The sequence below is a fragment of the Pseudomonas sp. S2_H01 genome (assembly GCF_054668305.1).
Genome location: NZ_CP162756.1, coordinates 5,594,039 through 5,617,152, shown reverse-complemented (window position 1 = coordinate 5,617,152; position 23,114 = coordinate 5,594,039). Strand labels below are relative to the sequence as shown.

The following is a 23,114-nucleotide window of genomic DNA, read 5'->3' as shown; positions in this document are numbered from 1 at the left end:
GTGCATGGTCGGCCCGGACTACCACCCCCCGTCATTGAAACCCCTGTGGCCTACCGCTATGCAGACCAAGAAGCCATGACGCTGTCCAACTCGCGTTGGTGGGAGCAGTTTCAGGATCCGGTCCTTGAGCGTTTGATCCACACTGCATTGCTTCAGAACGAAGACATCAAGATTGCCGCTGCACGGGTGGAAGAGTTTCGGGGGCGCTATGGCGAGGCTCATTCGTTGCTCTACCCTCAGGTCGGGCTAGGCGCTCAGGGTCAGCGCAACCGTTCCCCTCGAGACAATGGCCCGGTACCGCTGGACTCCTCTACCGACCCGGTGTTCAACAACTATCAGGCCACCCTCAACGTGAGCTGGGAGCTGGATATCTGGGGACGCCTGCGGCGCATCGACGAATCCGCCCGCGCCGATTTGTTGGCATCCGAGGAAGGACGTCGTAGCGTTGTGCTGACGCTGGTGGCGTCGGTGGCGTCGAGTTACATAAGACTGCGAGACCTGGATCGGGAACTGGAGATTGCGCGCATCACGGCCAAGGCACGCGCTGAGTCTTTCGATATATTCAAGTTGCGCTTCGGGGCCGGGACCATTTCGGAAATGGAGCTGGCGCAGAACCAGTCGGAATACGAAAGAACACTCGCCTCGGTGGCACAACTCGAACCTTTGGTTGCGCAACAGGAAAATGCACTGACGATACTCCTTGGGCGCAACCCCGGGCCTCTTCTCAGGGGACGAGATCTGATGCAACTGACGTTACCTTCCGTGCCATCAGGCCTGCCATCGGACTTGCTGCAGCAGCGTCCGGATCTGCGTCAGGCAGAGCTGACTCTGATTTCGGCAAATGCCAGAATCGGTGTGGCCAAGGCTCAATACTTTCCGACCATCTCTCTGACGGGTCTGCTGGGATCAGTCAGCAATCAGCTCTCGAATCTTTTCACGGGACCTGCGGCCGCATGGTCCTACGGCGTCGCCGCAAGTGTTCCGATCTTCACCGGGGGTGGCATCGCGGGGCAGGTCCGACAAGCAGAGGCCATCCAGCAACAAGCGCTGTTTACTTACCGTAAAGCGATTCAATCCGCCTTCAGCGATGTTGAGAACGCACTGATAGCGTCCAGCAAAACTCGGGAACAAATGGAGTATCAAGCGCGACAGGTCAGGGCGCTGCGCACCTACGCCCACTTCGCGCGATTACGGTATGACAATGGCTATACCAGCTACATCGAAGTGCTGGACGCCGAACGCAGCCTGTTCGATGCCGAGTTGAATTACACCCGTACACGAGGCAGCGTGTTCACATCACTGATCGATCTTTATAAAGCCACCGGTGGCGGGTGGGTCAACGAAGCAGAAAAACTGACTATCCTGGAGGTCGCTCATCCATGAAGCTGTCCGCGACCCGACAAAGCAAGATCAAAACCGTGAGTGAACTTTCGTCAGGGTTGGCTGATTCTCCCGAGAGTGGCGCCCCATTTTATAAAACATTAAAATCCTGCACACCTGATTGGACATAAGCGCCTATCCGAACACATGGCTGTACCGAGGTTAATAACAAAAGGCGCTAACTGCACGCCCGTCATACCTAAATAATCAGATGCAACATAGTTAAGCGTCTATACATAACAGAACCGCCGACCCTCAGCGTATTAATAAAGCGTCAGCGCATCAAGGCATGACTGCAAACATGGCACCATTCCCAATAACCGCAGGCATGGGTTTGTGCTCGACCCTTACAGTAACTCTAGATCGGGGGGCTTGTCTGCCTACACTGAAGAGGCGCATGCACACTGCGAGTCCTGTGCCGGATATTCGACTATATGCCTGTGGCGATGATGGTGCAGCGCAACGATGCTGACCTAGTTCTGCTCGTCGATACCGTATTGGGTGATGCCTACCGCTCAGGCGCTATAGAGCGCGCTTACGACAAATACCTCGGAGGCGTTGATGAGGCTTCCAAACAGCTTTTCAAGGTCTACGCATTACCGTGACGTCGCCAGCAGAGGCGCAGCGATCTGCAACCCCGCAACGCCACGACAAAACACCCCTCGTTATGCCCCAGGCATCAGGGTGCGGACGATCTCTACACATCCATTGATGACAAACTGGACCCCCATACAAATAAGTAAAAAACCCATGAGTCGTGATATCACATCGATTCCCGACCTGCCTAATGCTTTCATGATCAACCCGGAGGTCAGCAAGCAAATCCAAAGAATCAGGGAGACCGAAAGAAAGATCAGCGGCGGCGCTACCCACAATACCCACGTTGCAAACACCGTATTGTTTTTTATGGTCGCAGACGCACTGATGATCATGGCAATCGTACCCGGCCCCGCCGTACTTGGCATGGCCAGCGGGATGAAGGCGAAACTTGTTCGGTCCCCTGCCTCAGTGTCCATCGCGGATAGCGGGCGAGGCGCGGGAAATAACATTTTCGACCCTATGAAGATAAGTATCCCGCCGCCGGCAATTCGCAGGCCCGGTATCGATATGTTGAACACCCTCATCACAACTTCGCCTGTGTAATAGGTGATCGTCATGATCATAAAGACGTAACAGACCGTCAAAAACGCCTGTCTGTTTTTTTCTGCGCGGCTCAGCCCTCTGGATAACGCTAGAAAAAGCGCCACCGTGGTAGGAGGGTTAATTAACGGCAACAGTGCCAGCAGGCCGAGTACGACGGCGTCGAACAAGCCATTCATATTCCCTCTCCTTGCTCTCAGTGTTGGCTGACTGCCTGTCAAAGACCTCTGGCCGATAACGATAGCCTCGCTCTCCCGGTTCATTCGATTTCGCCGAACAAATGAAAGCGGAGATTGGGCATACCTTGATTTAAGTCAGAGAGCTCGTCCTTGAACGACTCCAACCTGCCTCATCGCTTCTACTTATTGGAGTCATTCATGTCGGGGTCATCAGGAAAACTGAAGCTGGGTGCCCTTGTGGCCTTGGTGGTGGGTTCAATGATTGGCGGCGGGATATTTTCATTGCCGCAGAATATGGCCGCCAGCGCGGATGTCGGCGCCATACTCATCGGCTGGGCCATTACGGCCGTGGGCATGCTGACCCTGGCCTTCGTATTCCAGACCCTTGCCAACCGCAAACCGGAGCTGGACGGTGGTGTTTACGCTTACGCCAAAGCCGGATTTGGCGACTACATGGGGTTCTCATCAGCCTGGGGTTACTGGATCAGCGCCTGGCTGGGTAACGTCGGCTACTTCGTGCTGTTGTTCAGTACCCTTGGCTATTTCTTCCCCGTTTTTGGAGAAGGCAATACGGTTGCGTCCGTGATCGGTGCGTCCGTGTTGCTCTGGGCTGTGCATTTCCTTGTGTTGCGCGGAATCAAAGAAGCGGCGTTCATCAATCTGGTGACCACCGTGGCCAAGATCGTGCCGCTGGTACTGTTTGTCCTGATTGCGTTCTTTGCGTTCCGGTTGCAGATTTTCTCGGCAGACATCTGGGGCTTGAAAAACCCCGATCTGGGCAGCGTCATGAATCAGGTGCGTAATATGATGCTGGTCACCGTGTGGGTCTTCATCGGCATCGAAGGTGCGAGTATTTTTTCGGCGCGGGCAGAAAAGCGCAGCGACGTCGGTAAGGCCACCGTGATCGGGTTCATTACGGTGCTGTTGTTCCTGGTCCTGGTGAATGTGCTTTCGCTGGGCATCATGAGTCAGCCGGAACTCGCTAAACTGCAGAACCCTTCGATGGCCGCCGTGCTGGAACACGTCGTCGGACCGTGGGGTGCGGTGGTGATCAGCATCGGGCTGATCATATCCCTGCTCGGGGCTTTGCTGTCATGGGTACTCCTGTGCGCGGAGATCATGTTCGCCGCCGCGAACGATCACACCATGCCTGCGTTTTTACGCAAGGAAAATCCGAAGCAGGTGCCGGTGAACGCTTTGTGGCTGACCAACGCCATGGTTCAACTGTTCCTGATCGTCACCCTCTTCTCGGCCGGCACCTATCTATCGCTAATCTACCTGGCCACCTCCATGATTCTGGTGCCGTACCTGTGGTCGGCGGCCTATGCCCTGCTGTTGGCGGTGCGCGGTGAAAGTTATGAAAACGCCGTCGCTGAGCGCAGCAAAGACGTGGTCATCGGTGCAGTAGCGTTGACCTACGCGATTTGGTTGATCTATGCCGGTGGCGTGAAATATCTGCTGCTGTCCGCCCTGCTCTACGCGCCTGGCGTCATTTTGTTCGCAAAAGCGAAACTTGAAATCAATGCACCGATTTTCACCCCTGTCGAGAAGCTGATTTTCGCAGCGGTCGTTGTGGGCGCGTTAATCGCCGCCTACGGGCTGTATGACGGCTTCCTGACCCTTTAACCGACTTATTACCATCCGGAGATTGACTGTCATGATCACCGAAAAAGCCAAGTACGGCGTTCATTCCGAAGCCGGGAAACTGCGTAAAGTCATGGTTTGCTCTCCAGGTCTGGCTCATCAAAGGTTGACCCCGAACAATTGCGACGAACTGCTGTTTGATGATGTGTTGTGGGTTGCGCAGGCCAAGCGCGACCACTTCGACTTCGTCACTAAAATGCGCGAGCGTAACGTCGACGTATTGGAGATGCACAACCTGCTGACCGATGTCGTGGCCATCCCCGAAGCACTGGACTGGATTCTGGAACGCAAGATTACCGCCAACTCAGTGGGGGTAGGACTGGTCAACGAAACCCACGCATGGCTGCGCAGCCTTGAGCCGAGAAAAACCGCAGAATTCCTGATCGGCGGTGTCTGTGCCGATGACCTTCCGCCAAGCTTTGGCGGAAAGACGCTGCAGACGTTTCGCGATTTTCTTGGACACTCCAGTTTCATCCTCCCACCGCTGCCCAACACCCAGTTCACCCGTGACACCACCTGTTGGATTTACGGTGGAGTGACGCTCAACCCGATGTATTGGCCAGCACGTCGTCAAGAAACGTTACTGACAAGCGCCATCTACAAGTTTCATCCGGAGTTCACCCATGCCGACTTCCAGATCTGGTATGGCGATGCGCAGCAGGATCATGGCAACGCCACCCTGGAAGGGGGTGACGTGATGCCGATCGGAAACGGCGTGGTGTTGATCGGTATGGGTGAGCGGTCTTCTCGACAGGCCATCGGTCAATTGGCGCTGAGCCTCTTCAAAAACAAGGCAGCAGAGCGTGTGATCGTCGCCGGACTGCCAAAATCCCGCGCTGCAATGCACCTGGACACCGTGTTCAGCTTTTGCGACCGCGACCTCGTGACGGTCTTTCCGGAAGTGGTTAATCAGATCGTGGCGTTTACCGTTCGCCCTGATGAAGACAAAACGGCGGGCATCGACATTCGCCGAGAAGAAACGAGTTTTCTCGACACCGTCGCCAAGGCGCTTAACCTCAATGCCCTGCGGGTGGTAGAGACGGGCGGCAACAGCTTTGCTGCGGAACGTGAACAATGGGACGACGGCAACAATGTGGTGGCCCTGGAGCCGGGCGTGGTCATCGGCTATGACCGCAACGCCTATACCAACACCCTTCTGCGAAAAGCCGGTGTAGAAGTCATCACAATCAGCGCCGGTGAGTTGGGGCGCGGACGTGGAGGCGGCCATTGCATGACGTGTCCGATCATTCGCGACGCAATCGACTACTGAATTGCCTGCCTCGGCTGTGCCCTGAAGGGCAAGCCTGGGGAAGAATCCTCATTCAAGGAGAACCGAAATGGCCTTCAACTTGCGTAACCGCAGCCTGCTTTCGTTGATGCACCATACGACTCGCGAGCTGCACTATCTCCTGGACCTCTCCCGAGACCTCAAACGCGCCAAGTACACCGGCACGGAACGAGCCCACCTGAAAGGCAAGAACATCGCACTGATCTTCGAAAAAACCTCGACCCGGACCCGATGTGCTTTCGAGGTCGCAGCTCATGATCAGGGCGCCCACGTTACCTACATCGATCCGGTGTCATCGCAGATAGGGCACAAGGAAAGCATGAAAGACACTGCTCGTGTCTTGGGAAGGATGTTCGATGCCATCGAATACCGAGGTTTCGAGCAAACCATCGTCGAGGAATTGGCGGAGTATGCGGGTGTCCCGGTGTTCAACGGCCTGACTGCGGAATTCCACCCGACCCAGATGATCGCCGATACCCTGACCATGCGCGAACACAGCGACAAGCCGCTGCACGACATCAGCTACGCGTACCTGGGAGACGCCCGCTACAACATGGGTAACTCCCTGCTGATGATCGGCGCCAAACTCGGAATGGACGTGCGAATCGGCGCGCCTAAAGCATTGTGGCCACACGCTGATTTCATTGCACAGTGCCAGGCTTTTGCCAAAGAAAGCGGCGCACGCATCACCCTTACCGAGGACCCGAAGGAAGCGGTCAAGGGTGTGGACTTTATCCACACCGACATCTGGGTGTCGATGGGTGAGCCGGTCGAGGCGTGGGATGAGCGTATCGAGCAATTGCTGCCTTACCAGGTTAACGCCGACATGATGAAGGCTGCTGACAATCCTCGTGTGAAATTCATGCATTGTCTGCCAGCGTTCCATAACAGCGAAACCAAGGTGGGCAAGGACATCGCCTCGCGCTATCCGCATCTGGCCAATGGCGTGGAGGTGACCGAGGATGTCTTCGAATCGCCGGCCAATATCGCCTTTGAGCAAGCAGAAAACCGTATGCACACGATCAAGGCGATCCTGGTGTCCGCGCTGGCAGACATCTGAAGGAACCCGGATCGGTTTCTTTTGCGCGGCGTAGTCTTCTGCGACGGAGCAAGGCGGTGTATGTGCGGCACCGCACTGCCCGGAATCAGCCCTGTTTCTGGGGCGAGCTACGTCTTGACTTTCTTTTCAGAAGGACTCCGACATGCGTATCGTCATTGCTTTAGGCGGCAACGCCCTGCTGCGTCGCGGGGAACCGATGACCGCCGATAACCAGCGAGCCAATATCCGCGTCGCCACTGAACAGATTGCCAAAATCCATCCTGGCAACCAGTTGGTGATCGCGCACGGCAATGGCCCGCAAGTCGGTCTGCTGTCCCTGCAGGCCGCTGCCTACACGCCTGTTTCGCCCTATCCTCTGGACGTGCTCGGTGCAGAAACCGAAGGCATGATCGGCTACATCATCGAGCAGGAGTTGGGGAACCTGCTGGACTTTGAAGTGCCCTTTGCCACCCTGCTCACTCAAGTCGAAGTCGATGCCCATGATGCAGCGTTTCAGAATCCCAGCAAACCCATCGGCCCGGTTTATTCAGTCGCCGAGGCACAAAGACTCGCGACCGAAAAAGGGTGGGCCATGGCCCCGGATGGCGACAAAATGCGCCGCGTCGTCGCCAGCCCGAGACCCAAACGTATCTTTGAAATTCGTCCCGTCAAATGGTTGCTGGAAAAAGGCAGCATAGTGATCTGCGCGGGAGGCGGAGGTATCCCCACCGTCTACGGCCCCAGCGGAAAACTCCAGGGTGTGGAGGCCGTTATAGACAAGGATCTGTGCTCGGCACTGTTGGCCGAACAGCTCGAAAGCGATCTGCTGGTGATCGCCACGGACGTCAGTGCCGCCTTTGTCGACTTTGGCAAACCGACCCAGAGAGCCATTGCTCAGACCCATCCCGACGAGATTGAAAAACTCGGCTTTGCAGCAGGCTCCATGGGACCGAAGGTTCAGGCCGCTTGCGAGTTTGCCCGTCATACCGGCAAAGTGGCGGTCATCGGCTCACTTGCAGAGATCGAGGCCATCGTTCAGGGGACGGCGGGCACCCGAGTCAGCACGGCGCAACCGGGAATCAACTACCAATGAAAGACTGCCAGGGACGGTCTGCGGTCGTCATGGCGTCCAGGGTTCTGTAAAGGAGAGACGACAATGGCAACGTTCGAACCGGGCCACCTGCATATCGAGCGTCACGCGCTCACCACTGACGACGTCAGTTACGACATTTACATCGACTATGAAGTCCATCAGGACCCCAAAGAAGGTAAAGGCATGTTGTTCACCGTGCATGGAAATATGCAGGGCGTGGAGATGAAAGAGCAGTTCTTTTTGCGCAAAGACCAATCCTATAACTTTGCTAGCAACGTCACTCAGATTGCGGAGAAATACGGAATTCCCAAGATCTACAGCTCGATCGGTTCAATGCACAAAAACTACGATGTGATGTTCGAAGATGTCAGGGCACAGCTGGATATGAAATCCGGTGACCCAGTCAACCCCGAGCATTTTGAATAAGCCGCTCCTGCGCGCTAATCACCGCGTTACAGAGGCGACGGCGCCTTACCCTCCCAGCCAAACGATCAGGCCGGTCAATGATGCCTCAGAACCTGGTCCTGCTGACCGCTATCCTTCTGACCTACAGCATATTTGCGGGACGGTTCGAGTGACGTCGGCTCAATGGTCCACTCATGCAGTCTGCCCCTCACCCTCTGGTTTGGCCCTCTAAGCCTGGCAAGCATCGTCTTTGCCGGGATGACAGTGGGCTACCCACTTCAAACAGGGCGTACATGGGTGGGCAGCGCAAGTTTTGTCCGCACGCATTCAGATTCTGCTCAAGGCTGGCGCGGGATTGTCGGCATGGCGCTCATGCAACCTTCGCCTCGATCGCTCCCGCTCACGGAGGTTGATAAAACTCAATAGGACAAAGCCGCGGATGGCGTACATAGAAACAAGCTTTGACGCACGTAAGGCTATAAAACGAGGATCGATATCATGAGCGACATCAGCCTGCGCAGGACGATTATGGAGCAGCTCGAATTTCAGCCTGATATCGATGCCGCACAGATCGGCGTCGTGGTCGCCAACGGGGTGGTCACACTGTTTGGTTACGTCGCCAGTTACGCGGAGAAGGTCAGCGTCGAGCGTGCGGTAAAAGCGGTCAATGGCGTTCGCGCCTTAGCTGAAGAGATTCAGGTGAAACCGGATAAACGTGCAGGTATCGAGGACGATCGCATCGCCAGCCGGGCGCTGAGCATCATCCAGTGGAGCTGCGACTTGCCGAAGGATGCCATCAGGGTCGTGGTAGAGAGCGGCAAACTGACGCTTGAAGGAGAGGTTGACTGGCAATATCAAAAAAATGCGGTGGAGCGCGCGGTCAGGAAGCTGACGGGCGTCATCAGCGTGCAGAACCTTCTCACCCTCCGGCCTCATCCCGATGCTATAGACGTCCAGAACAAGATCGAACAGGCATTGATGCGCAATGCCGAAATAGACGCGAAAGGTATCTCGGTCAAGGTCTCAAAAAATGTTGTGACGCTGGAAGGCAAAGTCCGTTTCTGGCGTGAGCGCCAAATTGCCGAAAGGGCCGCGTGGTCTGTACCAGGGGTCAGAGAGGTGCATGTTCACCTGTCGTTTACCTGAGGCACTGAACAGTGGTCTGCAAGCATCCTTCCGGTATTGGCTGACGGCCCCCTTCCCCCCTCTAAAGCAAGATCAAACGGAGTGATGACGCCATGAACGCAGCCGATAAGCTGAAATTGACCGTTTGGCTGAGAAGGCCCAGAAGCAGCTTCGGGTTGCTTGCGGGTATCGCTTCTTTCGTGGTGCTTATGTCGCTGGCAGCCTGGATGGAGCACGCCTACGACCTGATGCTGAGCGCGCCTTTCACCTTGATCACCTTTCTTTTGGTCAGCATAGGCACCGGCATTGTCGTGCAACACCGATTCACCCTGCGTCTGGGTGACACCCTTTTCAACAGCCCCGCACAAGGCTGGCAACGCGCCTGGCACCAGCTTTCGACACGGGCCAGAGAATCAAACATTCTTCTGGCCATTTTGCTCGCCCTTTGCATCGGATTCCCAGTCACGATGTTCTATGCGGTGCAGTCGATTCAGACCATTGTCAGGGACTGTCAGCAGGATCTCGAAGCCCAGGCTCAACTGTACGAAGAGCAAATCCCGACCACGTCATTCTCAAGACCGCTGTGTGAATGCCTGTCGCAGCAGTTTCTGAGGAAGAACGGTGTTGTGCGCCTTGCTTTGTTCAACACCAGAATTCTGGATATCACGGATTTCGAGGGCGTCACGCCAACCGATGAGCAAGTGTGTCTGAACAGTGTGCTGGGGGTAAACGTCGAATTGTTGTCTCGGCAAACGTCACCCTTCAGGTCTTGGGGCGCCCTGGCGCGTATGAAGCCCGGCAGCGAATGATGATCCCGGCCGGGTATCCACAAGTCAAACAGCGTCCCTTTTGACAAACCTCAACAAACGGCATCTCAAGTCGGCGTAAACATTCAGTGAGCCCAAAACGGTACGCGCCCCCTACGATACTGAACGGAGACACGATCATGAGTGATTTGAGTTTGCGCAAAAACATCCTCGACGAACTGGAATTCCGTCCTGACATCAACCCGGCCAACGTCGGTGTCACGGTGGAAAACGGTGTGGTGACTTTGACCGGTCACGTCAGCACCTACGTGCAAAAAAACGCCATCGAGCGCGCGGTGGCAGCCGTCAAGGGCGTGCGGGCCATCGCTGAAGAAATCGAAGTGCGTCCAGCGGTCCAGAACCGCGTGACGGACGACATGATCGCGGCGCGTGCTGCCAATATCATCAGCTGGACCGCAAACGCCCCAGAGGGCGCTATCAAAATAAAGGTCCAGGCGGGCTGGGTCACGCTGGAAGGCCAGGTCGACTGGCAGTACGAACGTCATTCGATCCTGCGTGCGATCCACAAGCTTTCCGGCGTCGTCGGCGTGACCAACATCCTGACGCTGCGTCCCCGGCTGGATGCGGTGGATATCCAGCGTCGCATCGAGGACGCATTGAAACGCAGCGCCGAGGTCGATGCGAAACAAATACGCGTCAACGTCGAAGGCGATGTCGTCAAACTCGAAGGGACAATTCATGTTTTGCACGAGCGTGAAATCATCGAGCGGGCGGCATGGGCGGTACCCGGTGTGCGCAAGGTGGAAGACCACTTGAAGGTGGCCTGATTGCCATCACCAGACCCGACTCCGGCAACGGAATGCCGCAGATGCCTCTGAATCACGGGCACAGCAATAAGCCTGAGAAAAGGCCTCCGTTATAGGGGCCCGACACGAGGCATGTCCCTTACCCCTCGTCGCTGAGCGCCGACGAGGGGTTTTTATTCCTCCCACTCCCCGTTCACGTCCCTGTGCCTTGAATGCCTTGCGTGCGGATCAGTCAGAAGGAGCGATCATGCAACGCAGCAAACTCGATCCCACGCTGTTACTGATTTCAATCGCCGCGCTGCTGGCCGGGATTCTGGCCGACGCGTACGGGCGTCCCGAACTTACGCAGCTTTGCTGGATAGGCTCGGCGGTCCTGTTGATGGCGGTCACCGGTGTGGAGGTGATTGTCAGCCTGCTACACAAGCAGGTCGGTGTCGACCTGATCGCCCTGTTATCCATAGCAGCTAGCCTGTGGTTCTCGCAGTTTCTGGTGGCTGCGGTCATTGCGATCATGCTCGCGTCCGGACGCTCTCTTGAGTTTTACACCTCCCAGCGAGCCGAGCGTGAACTACGACGCCTTATCCAGCGCGCTCCCACCTTCGCTTGGCAACTGGAGGGCGAGAGCCTGACGCAGGTCCCTTTAGAGCGTGTCGTCCCTGGCCAGCGAATTCTGGTGCGCATGGGCGAGGTGATTCCGCTCGACGGCGTCCTGGTGATCAATGGTGCAACCGTCGACGAGTCGGCACTCACGGGCGAACCGATTCCTGTCGAGTTTTCCGCGGGGGCGACTGTCAGAAGCGGTGCAGTCAACGTCGGAGCACCCTTTACGCTTCAGGTCACCCACCGTGCAGGCGAAAGCACCTATGCAGGCATCGTGAGAATGGCCGAAGCCGCACGGCGTTCAAAAGCGCCCTTTGTGCGGGCAGCGGATCGTTATGCGCTGATACTCATCCCCGTGACACTGTCGATAGCGGGTGTCGCCTGGGCGGTGTCGGGCGATCCGCTTCGCGCGCTGGCGGTGGTGGTGGTGTCGACGCCCTGCCCGCTCATTCTCGCGGTGCCGATCGCCATTCTCTCGGGTATTTCGCGCTGCGCCCGCCGCGGCATTCTGGTTAAAGACGGCGCCACACTTGAGGCAGTCGCGCAAACCCGCTTCCTGATGCTGGACAAAACCGGCACGCTCACCACCGGCCGTGCGTGCATCGACAGTGTAGAAACCGCGGGCGATATCAGTCAGGACCGCTTGTTGTATGTGGCAGCGTCGCTGGCACAAGCTTCCGCACACCCGGTGGCCAGTGCCATCGTCACCGCCGCACAGACGGCCGGCGTCGGACTGGGCGTACCGACAAACATCAGCGAAACCGCCGGGGCCGGGCTCAAGGGCCTTGTCGACGGACAGAGCGTCGAGCTGGGCAGCCTGACCTATCTTGGTACGCAGACGCCGTGGTCGGCGGCACTGCTGACACGCCTGGATTACCAGGGCGCGGGCGCTAGTTTTATCGCCGTCGACGGCAAGCTCGCGGGCGCTGTGGTGTTCAGCGATCAGCTGCGCGTGGAGTCCGCTGGCGCCGTGCGCGCAATCAAACACATGGGTGTCGAAAAGGTCACCATGCTGAGCGGTGACCGGCTGGAAACAGCCCAGTGGATAGCCATTGGTGCGGGTGTCGACGAGGTGCGCGCCCGTCTGGAACCTCAGGATAAAGTTCTCGCCGTCCAAGCCTCGTGCGCTGTGGGCATGACGATGATGGTGGGAGACGGAATCAACGATGCACCGGCTTTGGCAGCGGCTGACATCGGTGTCGCGATGGGGGCAGCAGGCGCCAGCGCAGCGTCGGAAGCTGCGGGGATGGTGCTGTTGGTTGACCGGTTGGACCGTGTCGCACACGCCATGGAAATCGCTCGCCGCTCCTGCCGCATTGCCCGAGAAAGCATGCTCATCGGCATGGGTTTGTCGATGCTCGCAATGCTCATTGCCGCTGCCGGGTACTTACCTCCGCTCGCCGGGGCTGTTGTACAGGAGGTCATCGATGTCGGCGTCATCCTTAACGCTCTGCGAGCGCTGACGCCACCGGGCTGGCGGACGCTGCCCAGTCTGGGCAGTGACCCTCTCGAACGGCTCGGTGACGATCATCAGGAAATGACGCAGGTATTGAAGAAGCTGCATCGTCTGGCCGGCGAATTTAATCGTCTTGGGCCTGAACGGGCCCGTACCGAATTGCGGTCATTGGTGACGCTGCTCGACGCGCAACTGCTGCCTCATGAACACGACGATGAAAACCGGCTCTATCCGCTTCTGGTTGCCTATCTGCACGGCGCCGACCCGTTGGCAGCAATGAGCCACACACATCGCGAGATTTTTCGGCTGGTGAACGTTCTAGAACACCTGAACGACAGACTGACTCAAGATTCTGCCGAGGTTCAGAGAGACGAGATCCACGCGATGTTGATTCGGCTGGACACACTAGTCGCCCTGCACTTTTCGCAGGAAAACGAAATATTCAACAGCCTTGATCGACGTTGACCGGGTTTGGCAACACACGTTTTCCGCATATAAAAAAGCGCCCTTTCGAACGCTTTTTGGTGTAAAGGGAGGGGATTCAAGTGAGATTCACGGCAGTGTATTCATGAGTCGATAAAGCCGGGCGCACGTGAACGTCGCGATCCTTGAGCGCCAGAAGACTGCAGGGTGGATGGCCGAGCACTCTCTGTGCGGTGCGGCCAAGCAGCAAGTCCGTTGCCATGTAGTTCGTGGCGCCGAAGACCAGCACGTCGAAGTGGCAATTGCTCACATACTGATTGATGCTGCTCGCACAGGCGCCCACCACGAAGTGTCGGCATTGAGCAGAGATTGCATATTGATCCGCCAACAGATCGAAGCGTTTTCTGGCCTGCTCGTAGGTCAACAGCGAAGGCGGACAGAAATCGTTGCCCTCTGCGACCGGCAACGCTTCCCGGTCGTACACAGACAGTATGTGAACACTCGCGCCAAATGAATCAGCCAGCTGACTGGCAGCCTCGATGCTGCTGCGGTTCATCTCCCGCACCTGCGGTTCGTGATGCAGGACATCCACCGCTGCAACGATCTTGCGGGACGTCGCGGCGCCATCGTGCTGGACAAACAGCACGGGCACCCGGCTTTCGTGCAGCAGCTGCCAATCCAGCGTTGAGAAAGTACGTCCTTCTGAGGTGATCTCCTCTTCCAGGTCTTTGATGACGTAATCGACTTCGGCTTCTTCGATGTAATGACAGAGGTTGATCACGTTTCTCTCGCACCACAGAACTTCTGCGCAGACTTGAAGGCCACCTTTGGACAACAAGCCAGCCTCGGCACTGAGCCAGCGCTGGAACGACCACAACGGCGATCGATGTGCCGTCTTTGGCTCTCCTTGATGAGCATCGACCTCGTCCAGGATGTTCTGGTGCACAAGCGCGACGATACGCAAGGTGGCATTCATTCCTTGGGCCATTTGTGCCGCACGCTCAAATGCCAACGTGCAGACCATTCGGGATGGGGCAATCAGAAGCAATCGTTTAGGTTGTGCCACCGCACACCTCCTTAGCGTATCCGGCTCAGTCCTCACCTGAAGGTTCGGATGAGCGGACAGCAGGACTGTCTATGAGGGGACGCATGCAGGCCTCCTGCTTCGTCCCGGCGTATTAGACACGCCGGACTGCTCCGCTCGGCGAAATCACCCTGATACTGTCCACTTTCTGACAGACCGACGGATTGATTAAGATCAACTGAGATGCACGCCCAAACACCTTAGTCGCAGAGAGCTTCTGACTTTAATCAAACGGTTTTCCCGTGGTAGCGATACGGTTCGGTCACCCGGCAGCTTTTGCCGTTTCTATCGCCACCACGAGGAATACCCCATGAAACGCCTATCCATGACTGCTTTCGTCGTCATTACCCTTGCCCTTACAGCCGGTTGCGGTCACCGACATGCTCAAGAAATGAACGCGCGCATGGAAGCCGTTGAAGACACCGCAGCGACCGCTCGGCTTAGGGCAGATCAGGCCTACGACAAGGCAGAAATGGCGATGAGTGCGGCGACTCAGGCGCAGAGGACAGCTGATGAAGCGAATGAACGGGCCATTCGCATGATGGAAAAGGCCACGCGTAAATAGCGTCTGGATGAGCCGCCAGTTCGGGTTTGGCGGCGGCTTATGATCCGGAATCGGATGAATCAGAGGTACAACCGCTGGCGTTAGGTGCGGCCGTGTGTCAGCGCAAAGCCCCCCTCAGCACTCAGCTTCATCGGCTGTGCCGAGCCTCTAGAACCGTGAATAACAGCATGCCTGCCACCATGGCCAGCATGAACACAATAACTTGCCAGTGCCCTGTCAACAGGATTGCTACGGCGGGTCCGGGGCAAATACCTGCTATTCCCCAGCCGATACCAAACAACACGCTGCCGCCGATCAGGCGCCGGTCCAGCGAATGTTTCATCGGTAACTGCATGGGGTTTCCCAAGATCGATCTCGACTGTCGGCGAGCCCAGGCCATGGGGCCAATGGCCACAGCAATTGCCCCTACCATGACCAGTGCCAGAGAAGGATCCCAAGCGCCGGATACATCAAGGAATGCCAGCACCTTTTGAGGGTTAGCCATGCCCGCCAGGAGCAGACCCAAACCAAACAGAATGCCGGCGAGCAATGCGGTCAATTTATTCATGTTCAGCTTCCCCAAAAGTGACGTGAGACAAACACCGTGGCGACACCGCTGAACATGAAACACGCCGTCGCCACGATTGAACGAGGCGAGGCCCTGGCGATTCCACAGACCCCATGGCCGCTTGTGCAGCCAGAGCCATAGCGTGTGCCGACGCCAACCGCCAACCCGGCGACTATTAACCCGGGCCAGCCGCAGGAAAATTCAAGGGTCGGAAGCGAGCTGAACAGGCTCCAGAGCAGTGGCGCCACTAGCAACCCTGTCAGAAAGAGCACATTCTCGATTGCCCCGGTGCGGCGTCGTTGCAAAAGGCTGCCGATCAACCCGCTGATGCCAGCAATACGACCGTTGGCGACGATGAACAGACTGGCCGCCAGGCCAATCAACATGCCACCGATAAGGGATGACCAAGGTGTGAAATTGGGCCAGTCGATCGTCATGGGTTTCTCACTTGCGGTGAATTAAAGGTCCAGATCATGCACCAGGCGATCGTAATCCGTGCCCAGGTTGACGGACGTGAAACCCGATCGTTTATACCAACGATGAACCGGATAATCAGTGCAAAGGTCAGTCGAGGTCATGGTGCCGAATCCGGGTGCCATTCGCTGCCAGGCATCAGCAACGGCCACCGAGCAATCACCTGCGCGTGAGTCGGCAATCAGTGTGGCAGTGTACTCGTTGGCGAACATAGGTCTCTCCCGGCGTGATGAGGCCACGTCCCAGCGGGGGGGGGCCGACGCCTGAGTGCGTTCAGGGGATGAGCACCGCTGCGCCCTGAAACGCACCTGAACGCAGATCGTCCAATGCCTGGTTGGCTTCGTGCAGCGGATAGCTGTGCGTGTGAGTGACGATCTTTATGTCCCTGACCCGCTCGAAAAACTCGATGCCGTCCTGACGGGTCAAATTGGCCACCGACAACAGAGAGCGCTCTTCCCACAACCAGCGATACGGAAAACGCGGAATATCGCTCATGTGGATACCGGCGCACACCACTCTTGCGCCCTTGCAAACGGCGTGCAGTGCCAGCGGAACCAGCGCGCCGACCGGTGCAAATATGATGGCGGCGTCCAGCGGTTCCGGAGCAAGCTCGTCAGAACCGCCCGCCCACACCGCGCCTAGAGACTTTGCAAACGCACGCGCTTCGTGGTCACCGGGCCGAGTGAACGCAAAGACCTCCCGACGCTGTGTAATGGCAACCTGAGTGATGATGTGAGCCGCCGCACCGAAACCATACAAACCCAGCCGTTTCCCAGGGCCGGCCATGGACAATGCCCGCCAGCCGATCAAACCGGCGCATAACAGCGGCGCGACTGACTCGTCAGTGCCTCGTTCATCCAGAGCGAAAACAAAACCCGCGTCGGCCACGGTCGCAGTGGCAAAACCGCCATCAAGGGTGTAACCGGTAAAACCCGGCGAATCGCAGAGGTTTTCTCGATGGGAGCGGCAGTAGCTGCAGCCCCCACACGTGTGGCCCAGCCAGGGCACACCGACCCTGTCGCCTGGCTGGAAGCCCTTTACACCGGCACCGATTGCCGAGACACGCCCGACGATTTCATGGCCAGGAATCAAAGGAAGATGCGGATGAGGCAATTCCCCGTCGACAACATGAAGATCAGTGCGACAGACGCCGCAGGCTCCCACATCGATCAGTACCTGTCCCCTCCCGGGCGTGCGGTCCGGTAACTGGCAATGCACCAATGGCTCGCCAATACGGTGTAAGACCATCGCGTACATGCTACCTCCGACCTTGAGCGATGCCTGGCGGTGAGTGCCTCGTCGGGCGTTTGTTGTTGTCGGCTCCTTCGGCGTGAACCAGCCCCCGCCCCTAATGCGTGGCGCATCGAAACGGAACCGGGCAACCCCAAGACTGAGGCTGTGGGCATCGATCGTTATTGACGAAAGTCAGAAAACCTCGCTGCGGGTACTGGCCTGTCTGGACACCCCAGGCAAACACCACGTGAGGTTAGATGCCTCGCGAAATCCTGATAAAGCTCAACGTTTTTTTCTTCCGTACGCGTTCAATGGACGGTGTTCATTGGCATGGCCCGTTCCGGGGTCATTCACGTATCTACGGGAGCGAACATGAACGACTTGATGCTGCGCAGAACCATTCTTGACGAACTTGAATTTCAACCCCACATCGACGCTGCCGCCATAGGTGTAGCCATCGAGAATGGCGTGGTCTGCCTGACCGGCCATGTAAAAACCTACGCAGAAAAGATCGCGGCCGAGCGGGCGGTCAAAAGCGTCAAGGGGGTAAAGGCCGTTGCCGAGGAGATTAAGGTCAGGCTTCCTTCAGAACTTGATGTCGGGGACGAATCCATCGCCTCGCGGTGCATGGATGTGATTCGGTGGAACAGCTCCATCCCGCAAGACCGCATGCAAATCAAGGTGCAGCAGGGTTGGGTGACCCTGGAAGGTGAAGTGGACTGGCAATATCAGAAACAAGCGGCTCAAAGCGCGGTCCGAAAGCTGGCGGGTGTGGCCGGCATCAACAACCTGCTGGTGGTTCGGCCCAAGTCCGATCCGGATGACATCAAGGCGCGTATCGAAGCGGCCATCGCGCGAAATGCCGAGCTCGATGCCAGCAAGATCCGCGTGACCGTTGAGGGCAAGACAGTCAAGCTCGAAGGCCACGTCGATCTGTGGATGCAGAGGAAGGCCCTTGAGACGGCAGCCTGGGCGGTGCCCGGTGTATGCCATGTCGAAAACTACATTCTGATCGCCTGACCTGTCGGCCCGGACAACAAATGTGCATGCGTTGTCCGGGCCTTGGACTCGTCAGAGCTGTGATCCGGGATGGATGGTCAGTAAGCTGCTGGGGAGATGATGAGCCAGTTGCTCGGTGGTACTGCCTATCAGTTTGTTGACGATGTCGCGGTGCACCGTACCCAGCACCACGACGTCAATGCCAGCACTTAGCATGAACGTCTCGATGACTTTGGCTGGATTCCCCATCATCAGATGCCGGCGGTCATCGGGAACGCCGTAGCGGTCAGCCAGCTTCGCAAAACCTGAGCGCTCGTGCCTGTAGAGCTCGTCTATCACGGATGGCTGATAGCCAAACCCGCCGTCCAGCGCATACACGTACGACAAATCATAGGCGTACAGCAGATGCAGTTCGGCATTGCACTGCTCTGCCAGCGTTTGAGCTTCTGCGATGATCCGGTCATTCAAACGTTCGGCCTGATCGTCAACGCGGAAAGGATCGACAGCTGCGAGAATTTTGCGTGGAATACCGTGCTGAACCTTGGCAACCAGGTGCAAGGGGGCCGGGCAGCTGTGCAGCAACCTCATGTCCAGCGAGGTGAACAACGCCCTGCTCAGCCAGGACTCGTGCAGCAGGTCCTTGATGACCATTACTGGGTCAATGCCGTGGATATGATCCAGAATGTCTTCGAACGGGTGCTTCGTCCACGCCACCTCAGTGGTCACATGGACGCCCATGTGACGGATCCCGGCGGCCTGCTCATCAAGCCACTCACGATGGCGGAACACATAACCCTCGCGCATCTCTTCAATCGCCGTCTCATTGACGAGGCCTGCGTTGGCGATACCTTCAACGTAATCGAAGGCAACGATATGCAGCGCTGCAGACTTGGCCTTGGCCAGGGCGGCCGCGCGATCAAACGCTGGCGTGCGGTTCATGAGGGGTGAAGCAATCAGTAGTATTCGCTCGATTTCGGCCATTTCACACCTCCACAGGTTCAACGGGTCCGCAGCGTCTCAGCGACGGCGGATGTCGAGGTCAGTGTGGGTCTGGCACAGGTTGGCGCGCTTGACGTATGTCAGAAGACGCCTGTACCCAGTGCAGTGGCGTGTCCTCAAATTGCTCGGCCACAAACCGTAGCCGATCACGTACTGGGCATTGTTGCTTTCCCGGCGATAAAGTCGGCGGCAGCGCCCAACCTCTCCGCCCGGGGAATCAAGCTCGGACCTGTTTGACGAGGAGCTGTGTAATTTTTTCTAGGCGCCGCCGATCGGTGGTGGCAATATACTGGCGCCAGAAGAAGGATCAGAAGGCCGTTAGAGCTCTCGGTCTGCCCATTGCCCTAACCTGCTCTGTGAGTTAACCATGATTGCGTTTCTTGCCCCGGTACCGCCTGAGGTCGCCGCGGGGCTTTCTACTTTGACGTTCCTGACAGGCTGGATATTCGCTCGCTTCAAGACCAAACCGCTTCGTGCTTTTTGGGTCGGGACCGAAGATGTCTACGCCGCACGCTCCGAATCACATGCGCTCAAGCTCGCCACAGATGACGGCGCGAAGTTTTTAACGCTTGACGACATTGATGAGGTTTGCGGGCTACCGCTTTACTATCCGATGCCTGACGAAGCCGAGACTGGGCAAACGCTTGCCCAGTTGCTGCGAAAAACCCGAACGCCAGGCTGGATTGCAACCGCACGCGGCTGATCGCTAGCGCTACCGGCACGCGAAGCATCCGTTGTCGGTCGCGAAGACAATGGCTTGGCCTTTCAGACGCTCATCCCCGTCCACTGCTCCGACAGACGCCAAAGCCGTTCAGCGTATTCCGGGTCGACCGCCCACTGCGCCACGCCTTTACGCCCGATTTCCGAGCGGTTGAGCGTGGCGATATTGCAGTCTTCGCAATAGACACCGCCTTGGCCTTCCAGCGCGGGACTGGTCGCACACCACAAACCGGTCGATGCACCTTGCTCCAGCGTCTTGAGACCGAGCTCGGGCGCGATTTTCTGCTCCCCGTTTTCGTCGAACACGTCAAACGCGGCAATCTCGGCGCTGCTCAGATGGCGGCCGAGGTCCGTCAGGATCTGGCCGGGATGCAGCGAAAACGCACGAACACCCTGCTCGCGTCCTCGGCGGTCGAGTGCCACGGCGAACAGGGCGTTGGCGGTTTTCGACTGACCATAGGCTGTCCATTTGTCATACGTGCGACGGATGAAATCGATGTCGTCGAAGTCCACTCCCGCGATCTGGTGACCCCGCGACGACACGGCAATCACGCGCGCGTTACCCGAAGCCCGCAACGCGGGCCACAGTCCACACGTGAGTCGGTAGTGCCCGAGGTGATTGGTGGCAAACTGGCTTTCGTGCCCGGCAGCGTCGCGCAATAGCGGCGACGCCATGACGCCCGCGCAATTGATCAACAGTGAGACCGGATGCCCACGCCCGACCACGTCTGCGCAGAACGCCTGAACAGAGTCGGGACTGGCCAGGTCCATCGGTTGGACCGTGACGTTCCTGACACCGGCCAAGGCAACGCGGGCGCGCTCCATATCCCGGGCCGGCACAATCACCTGCGCGCCTGCGTCGGCCAGACATTTTGACGTGACCAGGCCCAGACCGGAGTAACCGCCTGTGACAACGGCGAACTGTCCTGACAGGTCCACGCCCGCCATCACCTCGGCGGCGGTGCTGGCCGCATCGAACGGTGAAGAAATCGGCTGCTGAAGCGTTGTCATGAAAAGGTCCTCGCTGAGTAGTAGAGCGGATGATTCTTCGCTAAGGTGTCCGGACGAACCAGCTCAAATAATCCGGATTTTTGTCGTGATCATCCAGAACCCCTCCTCTGATCCTCTTTCTGACGTACTGGCCCTGGCTGGACTCAAGGCCGCTTGCTCGGTGCGTCTTCGAGCCGGGGGCCAGTGGGCTTTGCGCTTCCAGCCCATCGAATTGAAATTCAACGTGGTACGACGGGGGGAATGTTGGCTGTGCATGGACGGTCTGCCGCCGCGTCATCTCTGCGCAGGCGACTGTTTCGTGGTTTCGCGCACCCCGTTCGTTCTCGCCAGCGCACCGCAAATACCTGCGGTAAACGCATCGGAAGTCTTTGCGCTGTCAGGCTCATCGGCTGCGTACGGAGTGGGTGATGACGTGGAACTGCTCGGCGGCAGCGTCTCGCTGATCAGCCCGGGGGCAGCGGACCTGCTTGACCTGTTACCACCCGCCATCGTGATTCACGCCGGGTCAGGCGGCGCGTCATCATTTGCCTGGCTGCTGGATGAACTGGACCGGGAATGGCAATCGACGCAGGCAGGCGCATACGCGATGTGCAATGACTTGCTTCGGCTGATCTTCGTTCACGCGCTGCGCCACCACATCACCACTGCCGACATCGCCGATCTGGCCTGGCTGGGAGGGTTGCGAGACCCAGACATCGCCAGTGTCATGCGTGCCGTTCACGGCGCGCCGGAAAAACCCTGGAGACTGGCAGACATGGCCGAGATCGCCAGCATGTCGCGATCAAGCTTTGCGGCGCTGTTCAAAGCTCGCGTGGGACAGTCGCCGGTCGAATACGCCACGTGCTGGCGAATGAAGGTGGCTGCGTCCCGGTTATCGCGCGGCGGAACCAGCGTTGCGGCCGTTGCGGCGTCGTTGGGCTATCTGTCCGATGCCGCCTTTGGGGTCGCCTTTCGAAGGGTTCACGGGGTGTCCCCAGGGCAATATCGCCGTGCGTTTCAACCGTCAGCGAGTGCGCAAGCGCACTGATACGGAGGTCGTGCTGTGCCAGGAAGGCAGGTATGATAATGAGGCACGTTATCATTACGAGCGTCATATCCATCGAGTAGACCGCAGCCACCGAACGTTTACATCGCTGCACTCAGACCAAGGGATCTACTTCATGGCTTTTATGTCGCCCAAGCTCAACGGCAATTCGCCCGATGTGTTTTATCTTGAAACCAGCGACACGAGCGGTTACGCCGTAGATTGGCACGCTCACGACTGCCACATGCTGCTGTTACCGCGTCGGGGCGGGCTGTTCCTGTCGACTGAAAGCAGCCCGACGACTCACGTGGCGTGCCAGTCGTTTTACCTTGTCCCGGCAGAGTTTGCTCACGCCACTCAAGCGACTCCCGGTCGAGAGGAGCACCAGACCCTGTATGTCGACCCCTCCTACCTTAAACATCAGGGCCTGTCGTATGGGTGCACCAGCTTCTCCAGAAAGGCCGCACGCCCTGGGATCTGGCAAGCAACCGAAGCGCTGGACAGCATCCTTCGCCTGCACGATCAATTGCAAAGCACGACTGCAGCACAAGACTTCCAGCGTCAGTTACCCCACCTCAATCATCTGCTTTTCCAGGAGTGCGCGCGGGTCATCGCAACGCAGCAGGCGTCGCCTCAATTCAACGAAGGCCAGCAGAACGCACTATTGGTGCGCGACATTCAGCGGTACGTTCGGGAACACCTGGAAGCCGAATTGAATATCGAATCCATTGCGCATGAATTTCACCTGTCACGGCGTCATCTGACTCGCATCTTCAAGGCTCAAACAGGCGAAACCCTTCTGGATTTCGCCAACCGCAGTCGGGTGGAAAAAGCGTCTGCGCTTATTTCAACCACGTCGCGGTCCATTCTTGAAGTCTGCCTTGCGGTGGGTCTGGACTCTCCCTCCTACCTCGCCCGCCTGTTCAAACGCTATCTGGGCTTGACCCCGAGCGAGTTGCGCAAGCGTCGCTGACGCATGGCCCAAATGGACGAAAACGCGGCCCAATCCATCGCTCTCGCTGACGCAATGCTGGCGACAATAGACCTTGTCTCCCGTTACAGAGGTCAGCATGAACGAGGTTTGCATTGTAGACGCCGGAACATCCAGTGCGA

24 protein-coding genes are annotated in these 23,114 nt (G+C 57.7%); 16 read left to right on the top strand and 8 right to left on the bottom strand.

Annotated features, from left to right (window positions below; translation table 11 throughout):
• The first annotated feature begins 45 nt into the window (after positions 1-45).
• Positions 46-1,383, top strand: coding sequence for an efflux transporter outer membrane subunit (locus AB4N84_RS24935; protein WP_460043688.1), 1,338 nt, complete (start codon positions 46-48; stop codon positions 1,381-1,383).
• Positions 1,384-1,814: 431 nt separating this feature from the next.
• Complete coding sequence (locus AB4N84_RS24930; RefSeq protein ID WP_460043686.1) at positions 1,815-1,985, top strand: hypothetical protein; 171 nt, start codon at positions 1,815-1,817, stop codon at positions 1,983-1,985.
• A 60-nt stretch (positions 1,986-2,045) separates the two neighbouring features.
• Here AB4N84_RS24930 and AB4N84_RS24925 read toward each other — a convergent pair whose 3' ends face one another.
• Positions 2,046-2,699: a MarC family NAAT transporter gene (locus AB4N84_RS24925; RefSeq protein ID WP_460043685.1), complete on the bottom strand. Its 654-nt coding sequence runs from the start codon at positions 2,697-2,699 to the stop codon at positions 2,046-2,048.
• Between the two features lie 198 nt (positions 2,700-2,897).
• Between AB4N84_RS24925 and arcD the strand changes: the two genes are divergently transcribed.
• The 9 genes from arcD (at position 2,898) to AB4N84_RS24880 (ending at position 13,387) form a co-directional block, all read left to right on the top strand.
• Positions 2,898-4,325: an arginine-ornithine antiporter gene (gene arcD, locus AB4N84_RS24920; protein WP_460043684.1), complete on the top strand. Its 1,428-nt coding sequence runs from the start codon at positions 2,898-2,900 to the stop codon at positions 4,323-4,325.
• 31 nt (positions 4,326-4,356) lie between these two features.
• Complete coding sequence (gene arcA / locus AB4N84_RS24915) at positions 4,357-5,613, top strand: arginine deiminase (RefSeq protein WP_460043682.1); 1,257 nt, start codon at positions 4,357-4,359, stop codon at positions 5,611-5,613.
• A gap of 67 nt (positions 5,614-5,680) precedes the next feature.
• Entirely contained in the window at positions 5,681-6,691 is a 1,011-nt protein-coding gene (locus AB4N84_RS24910) for an ornithine carbamoyltransferase (protein ID WP_460043681.1), read from the top strand.
• A 142-nt stretch (positions 6,692-6,833) separates the two neighbouring features.
• Positions 6,834-7,763 (top strand): carbamate kinase, encoded by a 930-nt coding sequence (gene arcC, locus AB4N84_RS24905; RefSeq protein WP_460043679.1) that lies wholly within the window; start codon positions 6,834-6,836, stop codon positions 7,761-7,763.
• Positions 7,764-7,826: 63 nt separating this feature from the next.
• A complete protein-coding gene (locus AB4N84_RS24900) occupies positions 7,827-8,189 on the top strand; it encodes a DUF5064 family protein (protein ID WP_460043678.1) in 363 nt (120 codons plus the stop codon).
• A gap of 477 nt (positions 8,190-8,666) precedes the next feature.
• A complete protein-coding gene (locus tag AB4N84_RS24895; protein WP_460043676.1) occupies positions 8,667-9,314 on the top strand; it encodes a BON domain-containing protein in 648 nt (215 codons plus the stop codon).
• A gap of 92 nt (positions 9,315-9,406) precedes the next feature.
• Positions 9,407-10,102, top strand: a complete 696-nt coding sequence (locus tag AB4N84_RS24890) for a hypothetical protein (RefSeq protein ID WP_460043674.1) — start codon at positions 9,407-9,409, stop codon at positions 10,100-10,102.
• A gap of 137 nt (positions 10,103-10,239) precedes the next feature.
• Positions 10,240-10,887, top strand: coding sequence for a BON domain-containing protein (locus AB4N84_RS24885; RefSeq protein ID WP_460043672.1), 648 nt, complete (start codon positions 10,240-10,242; stop codon positions 10,885-10,887).
• A gap of 226 nt (positions 10,888-11,113) precedes the next feature.
• A complete protein-coding gene (locus AB4N84_RS24880; RefSeq protein WP_460047135.1) occupies positions 11,114-13,387 on the top strand; it encodes a heavy metal translocating P-type ATPase in 2,274 nt (757 codons plus the stop codon).
• A gap of 76 nt (positions 13,388-13,463) precedes the next feature.
• On the opposite strand, the gene AB4N84_RS24875 is transcribed toward AB4N84_RS24880, so the two are convergent.
• Positions 13,464-14,447, bottom strand: coding sequence for a universal stress protein (locus tag AB4N84_RS24875; RefSeq protein ID WP_460043671.1), 984 nt, complete (start codon positions 14,445-14,447; stop codon positions 13,464-13,466).
• A gap of 292 nt (positions 14,448-14,739) precedes the next feature.
• Between AB4N84_RS24875 and AB4N84_RS24870 the strand changes: the two genes are divergently transcribed.
• Complete coding sequence (locus tag AB4N84_RS24870) at positions 14,740-14,994, top strand: Lpp/OprI family alanine-zipper lipoprotein (protein WP_074751032.1); 255 nt, start codon at positions 14,740-14,742, stop codon at positions 14,992-14,994.
• A gap of 127 nt (positions 14,995-15,121) precedes the next feature.
• On the opposite strand, the gene AB4N84_RS24865 is transcribed toward AB4N84_RS24870, so the two are convergent.
• From AB4N84_RS24865 to AB4N84_RS24850, 4 genes are all read right to left on the bottom strand, one after another.
• Complete coding sequence (locus AB4N84_RS24865) at positions 15,122-15,541, bottom strand: DUF6691 family protein (protein ID WP_460043670.1); 420 nt, start codon at positions 15,539-15,541, stop codon at positions 15,122-15,124.
• Positions 15,542-15,543: 2 nt separating this feature from the next.
• Positions 15,544-15,978: a YeeE/YedE family protein gene (locus tag AB4N84_RS24860; RefSeq protein WP_460043669.1), complete on the bottom strand. Its 435-nt coding sequence runs from the start codon at positions 15,976-15,978 to the stop codon at positions 15,544-15,546.
• 21 nt (positions 15,979-15,999) lie between these two features.
• A complete protein-coding gene (locus AB4N84_RS24855; RefSeq protein WP_074751038.1) occupies positions 16,000-16,227 on the bottom strand; it encodes a hypothetical protein in 228 nt (75 codons plus the stop codon).
• A 61-nt stretch (positions 16,228-16,288) separates the two neighbouring features.
• A complete protein-coding gene (locus AB4N84_RS24850; protein WP_460043668.1) occupies positions 16,289-17,272 on the bottom strand; it encodes a zinc-dependent alcohol dehydrogenase family protein in 984 nt (327 codons plus the stop codon).
• Positions 17,273-17,620: 348 nt separating this feature from the next.
• Here AB4N84_RS24850 and AB4N84_RS24845 point away from each other — a divergent pair, with 348 nt between their 5' ends.
• On the top strand, positions 17,621-18,268 hold the full coding sequence (locus AB4N84_RS24845) for a BON domain-containing protein (RefSeq protein WP_460043667.1): 648 nt from the start codon (positions 17,621-17,623) through the stop codon (positions 18,266-18,268).
• Positions 18,269-18,319: 51 nt separating this feature from the next.
• Here the strand turns inward: AB4N84_RS24845 and AB4N84_RS24840 are convergent, their stop codons facing one another.
• Positions 18,320-19,228 (bottom strand): universal stress protein, encoded by a 909-nt coding sequence (locus tag AB4N84_RS24840; protein ID WP_460043666.1) that lies wholly within the window; start codon positions 19,226-19,228, stop codon positions 18,320-18,322.
• Positions 19,229-19,613: 385 nt separating this feature from the next.
• Between AB4N84_RS24840 and AB4N84_RS24835 the strand changes: the two genes are divergently transcribed.
• Complete coding sequence (locus AB4N84_RS24835; RefSeq protein ID WP_074751046.1) at positions 19,614-19,949, top strand: hypothetical protein; 336 nt, start codon at positions 19,614-19,616, stop codon at positions 19,947-19,949.
• Between the two features lie 62 nt (positions 19,950-20,011).
• Here AB4N84_RS24835 and AB4N84_RS24830 read toward each other — a convergent pair whose 3' ends face one another.
• Positions 20,012-20,977, bottom strand: a complete 966-nt coding sequence (locus AB4N84_RS24830; RefSeq protein ID WP_460043665.1) for an oxidoreductase — start codon at positions 20,975-20,977, stop codon at positions 20,012-20,014.
• Here AB4N84_RS24830 and AB4N84_RS24825 point away from each other — a divergent pair.
• Positions 20,976-22,004 carry an AraC family transcriptional regulator gene (locus AB4N84_RS24825; protein WP_460043664.1) on the top strand — a complete coding sequence of 343 codons (1,029 nt, stop codon included), beginning with the start codon at positions 20,976-20,978 and terminating at the stop codon, positions 22,002-22,004. The two genes, AB4N84_RS24830 and AB4N84_RS24825, sit on opposite strands and share 2 nt — an antisense overlap.
• Positions 22,005-22,137: 133 nt before the next feature.
• Positions 22,138-22,974, top strand: coding sequence for a helix-turn-helix domain-containing protein (locus AB4N84_RS24820; RefSeq protein ID WP_460043663.1), 837 nt, complete (start codon positions 22,138-22,140; stop codon positions 22,972-22,974).
• Positions 22,975-23,114 lie beyond the last annotated feature (140 nt).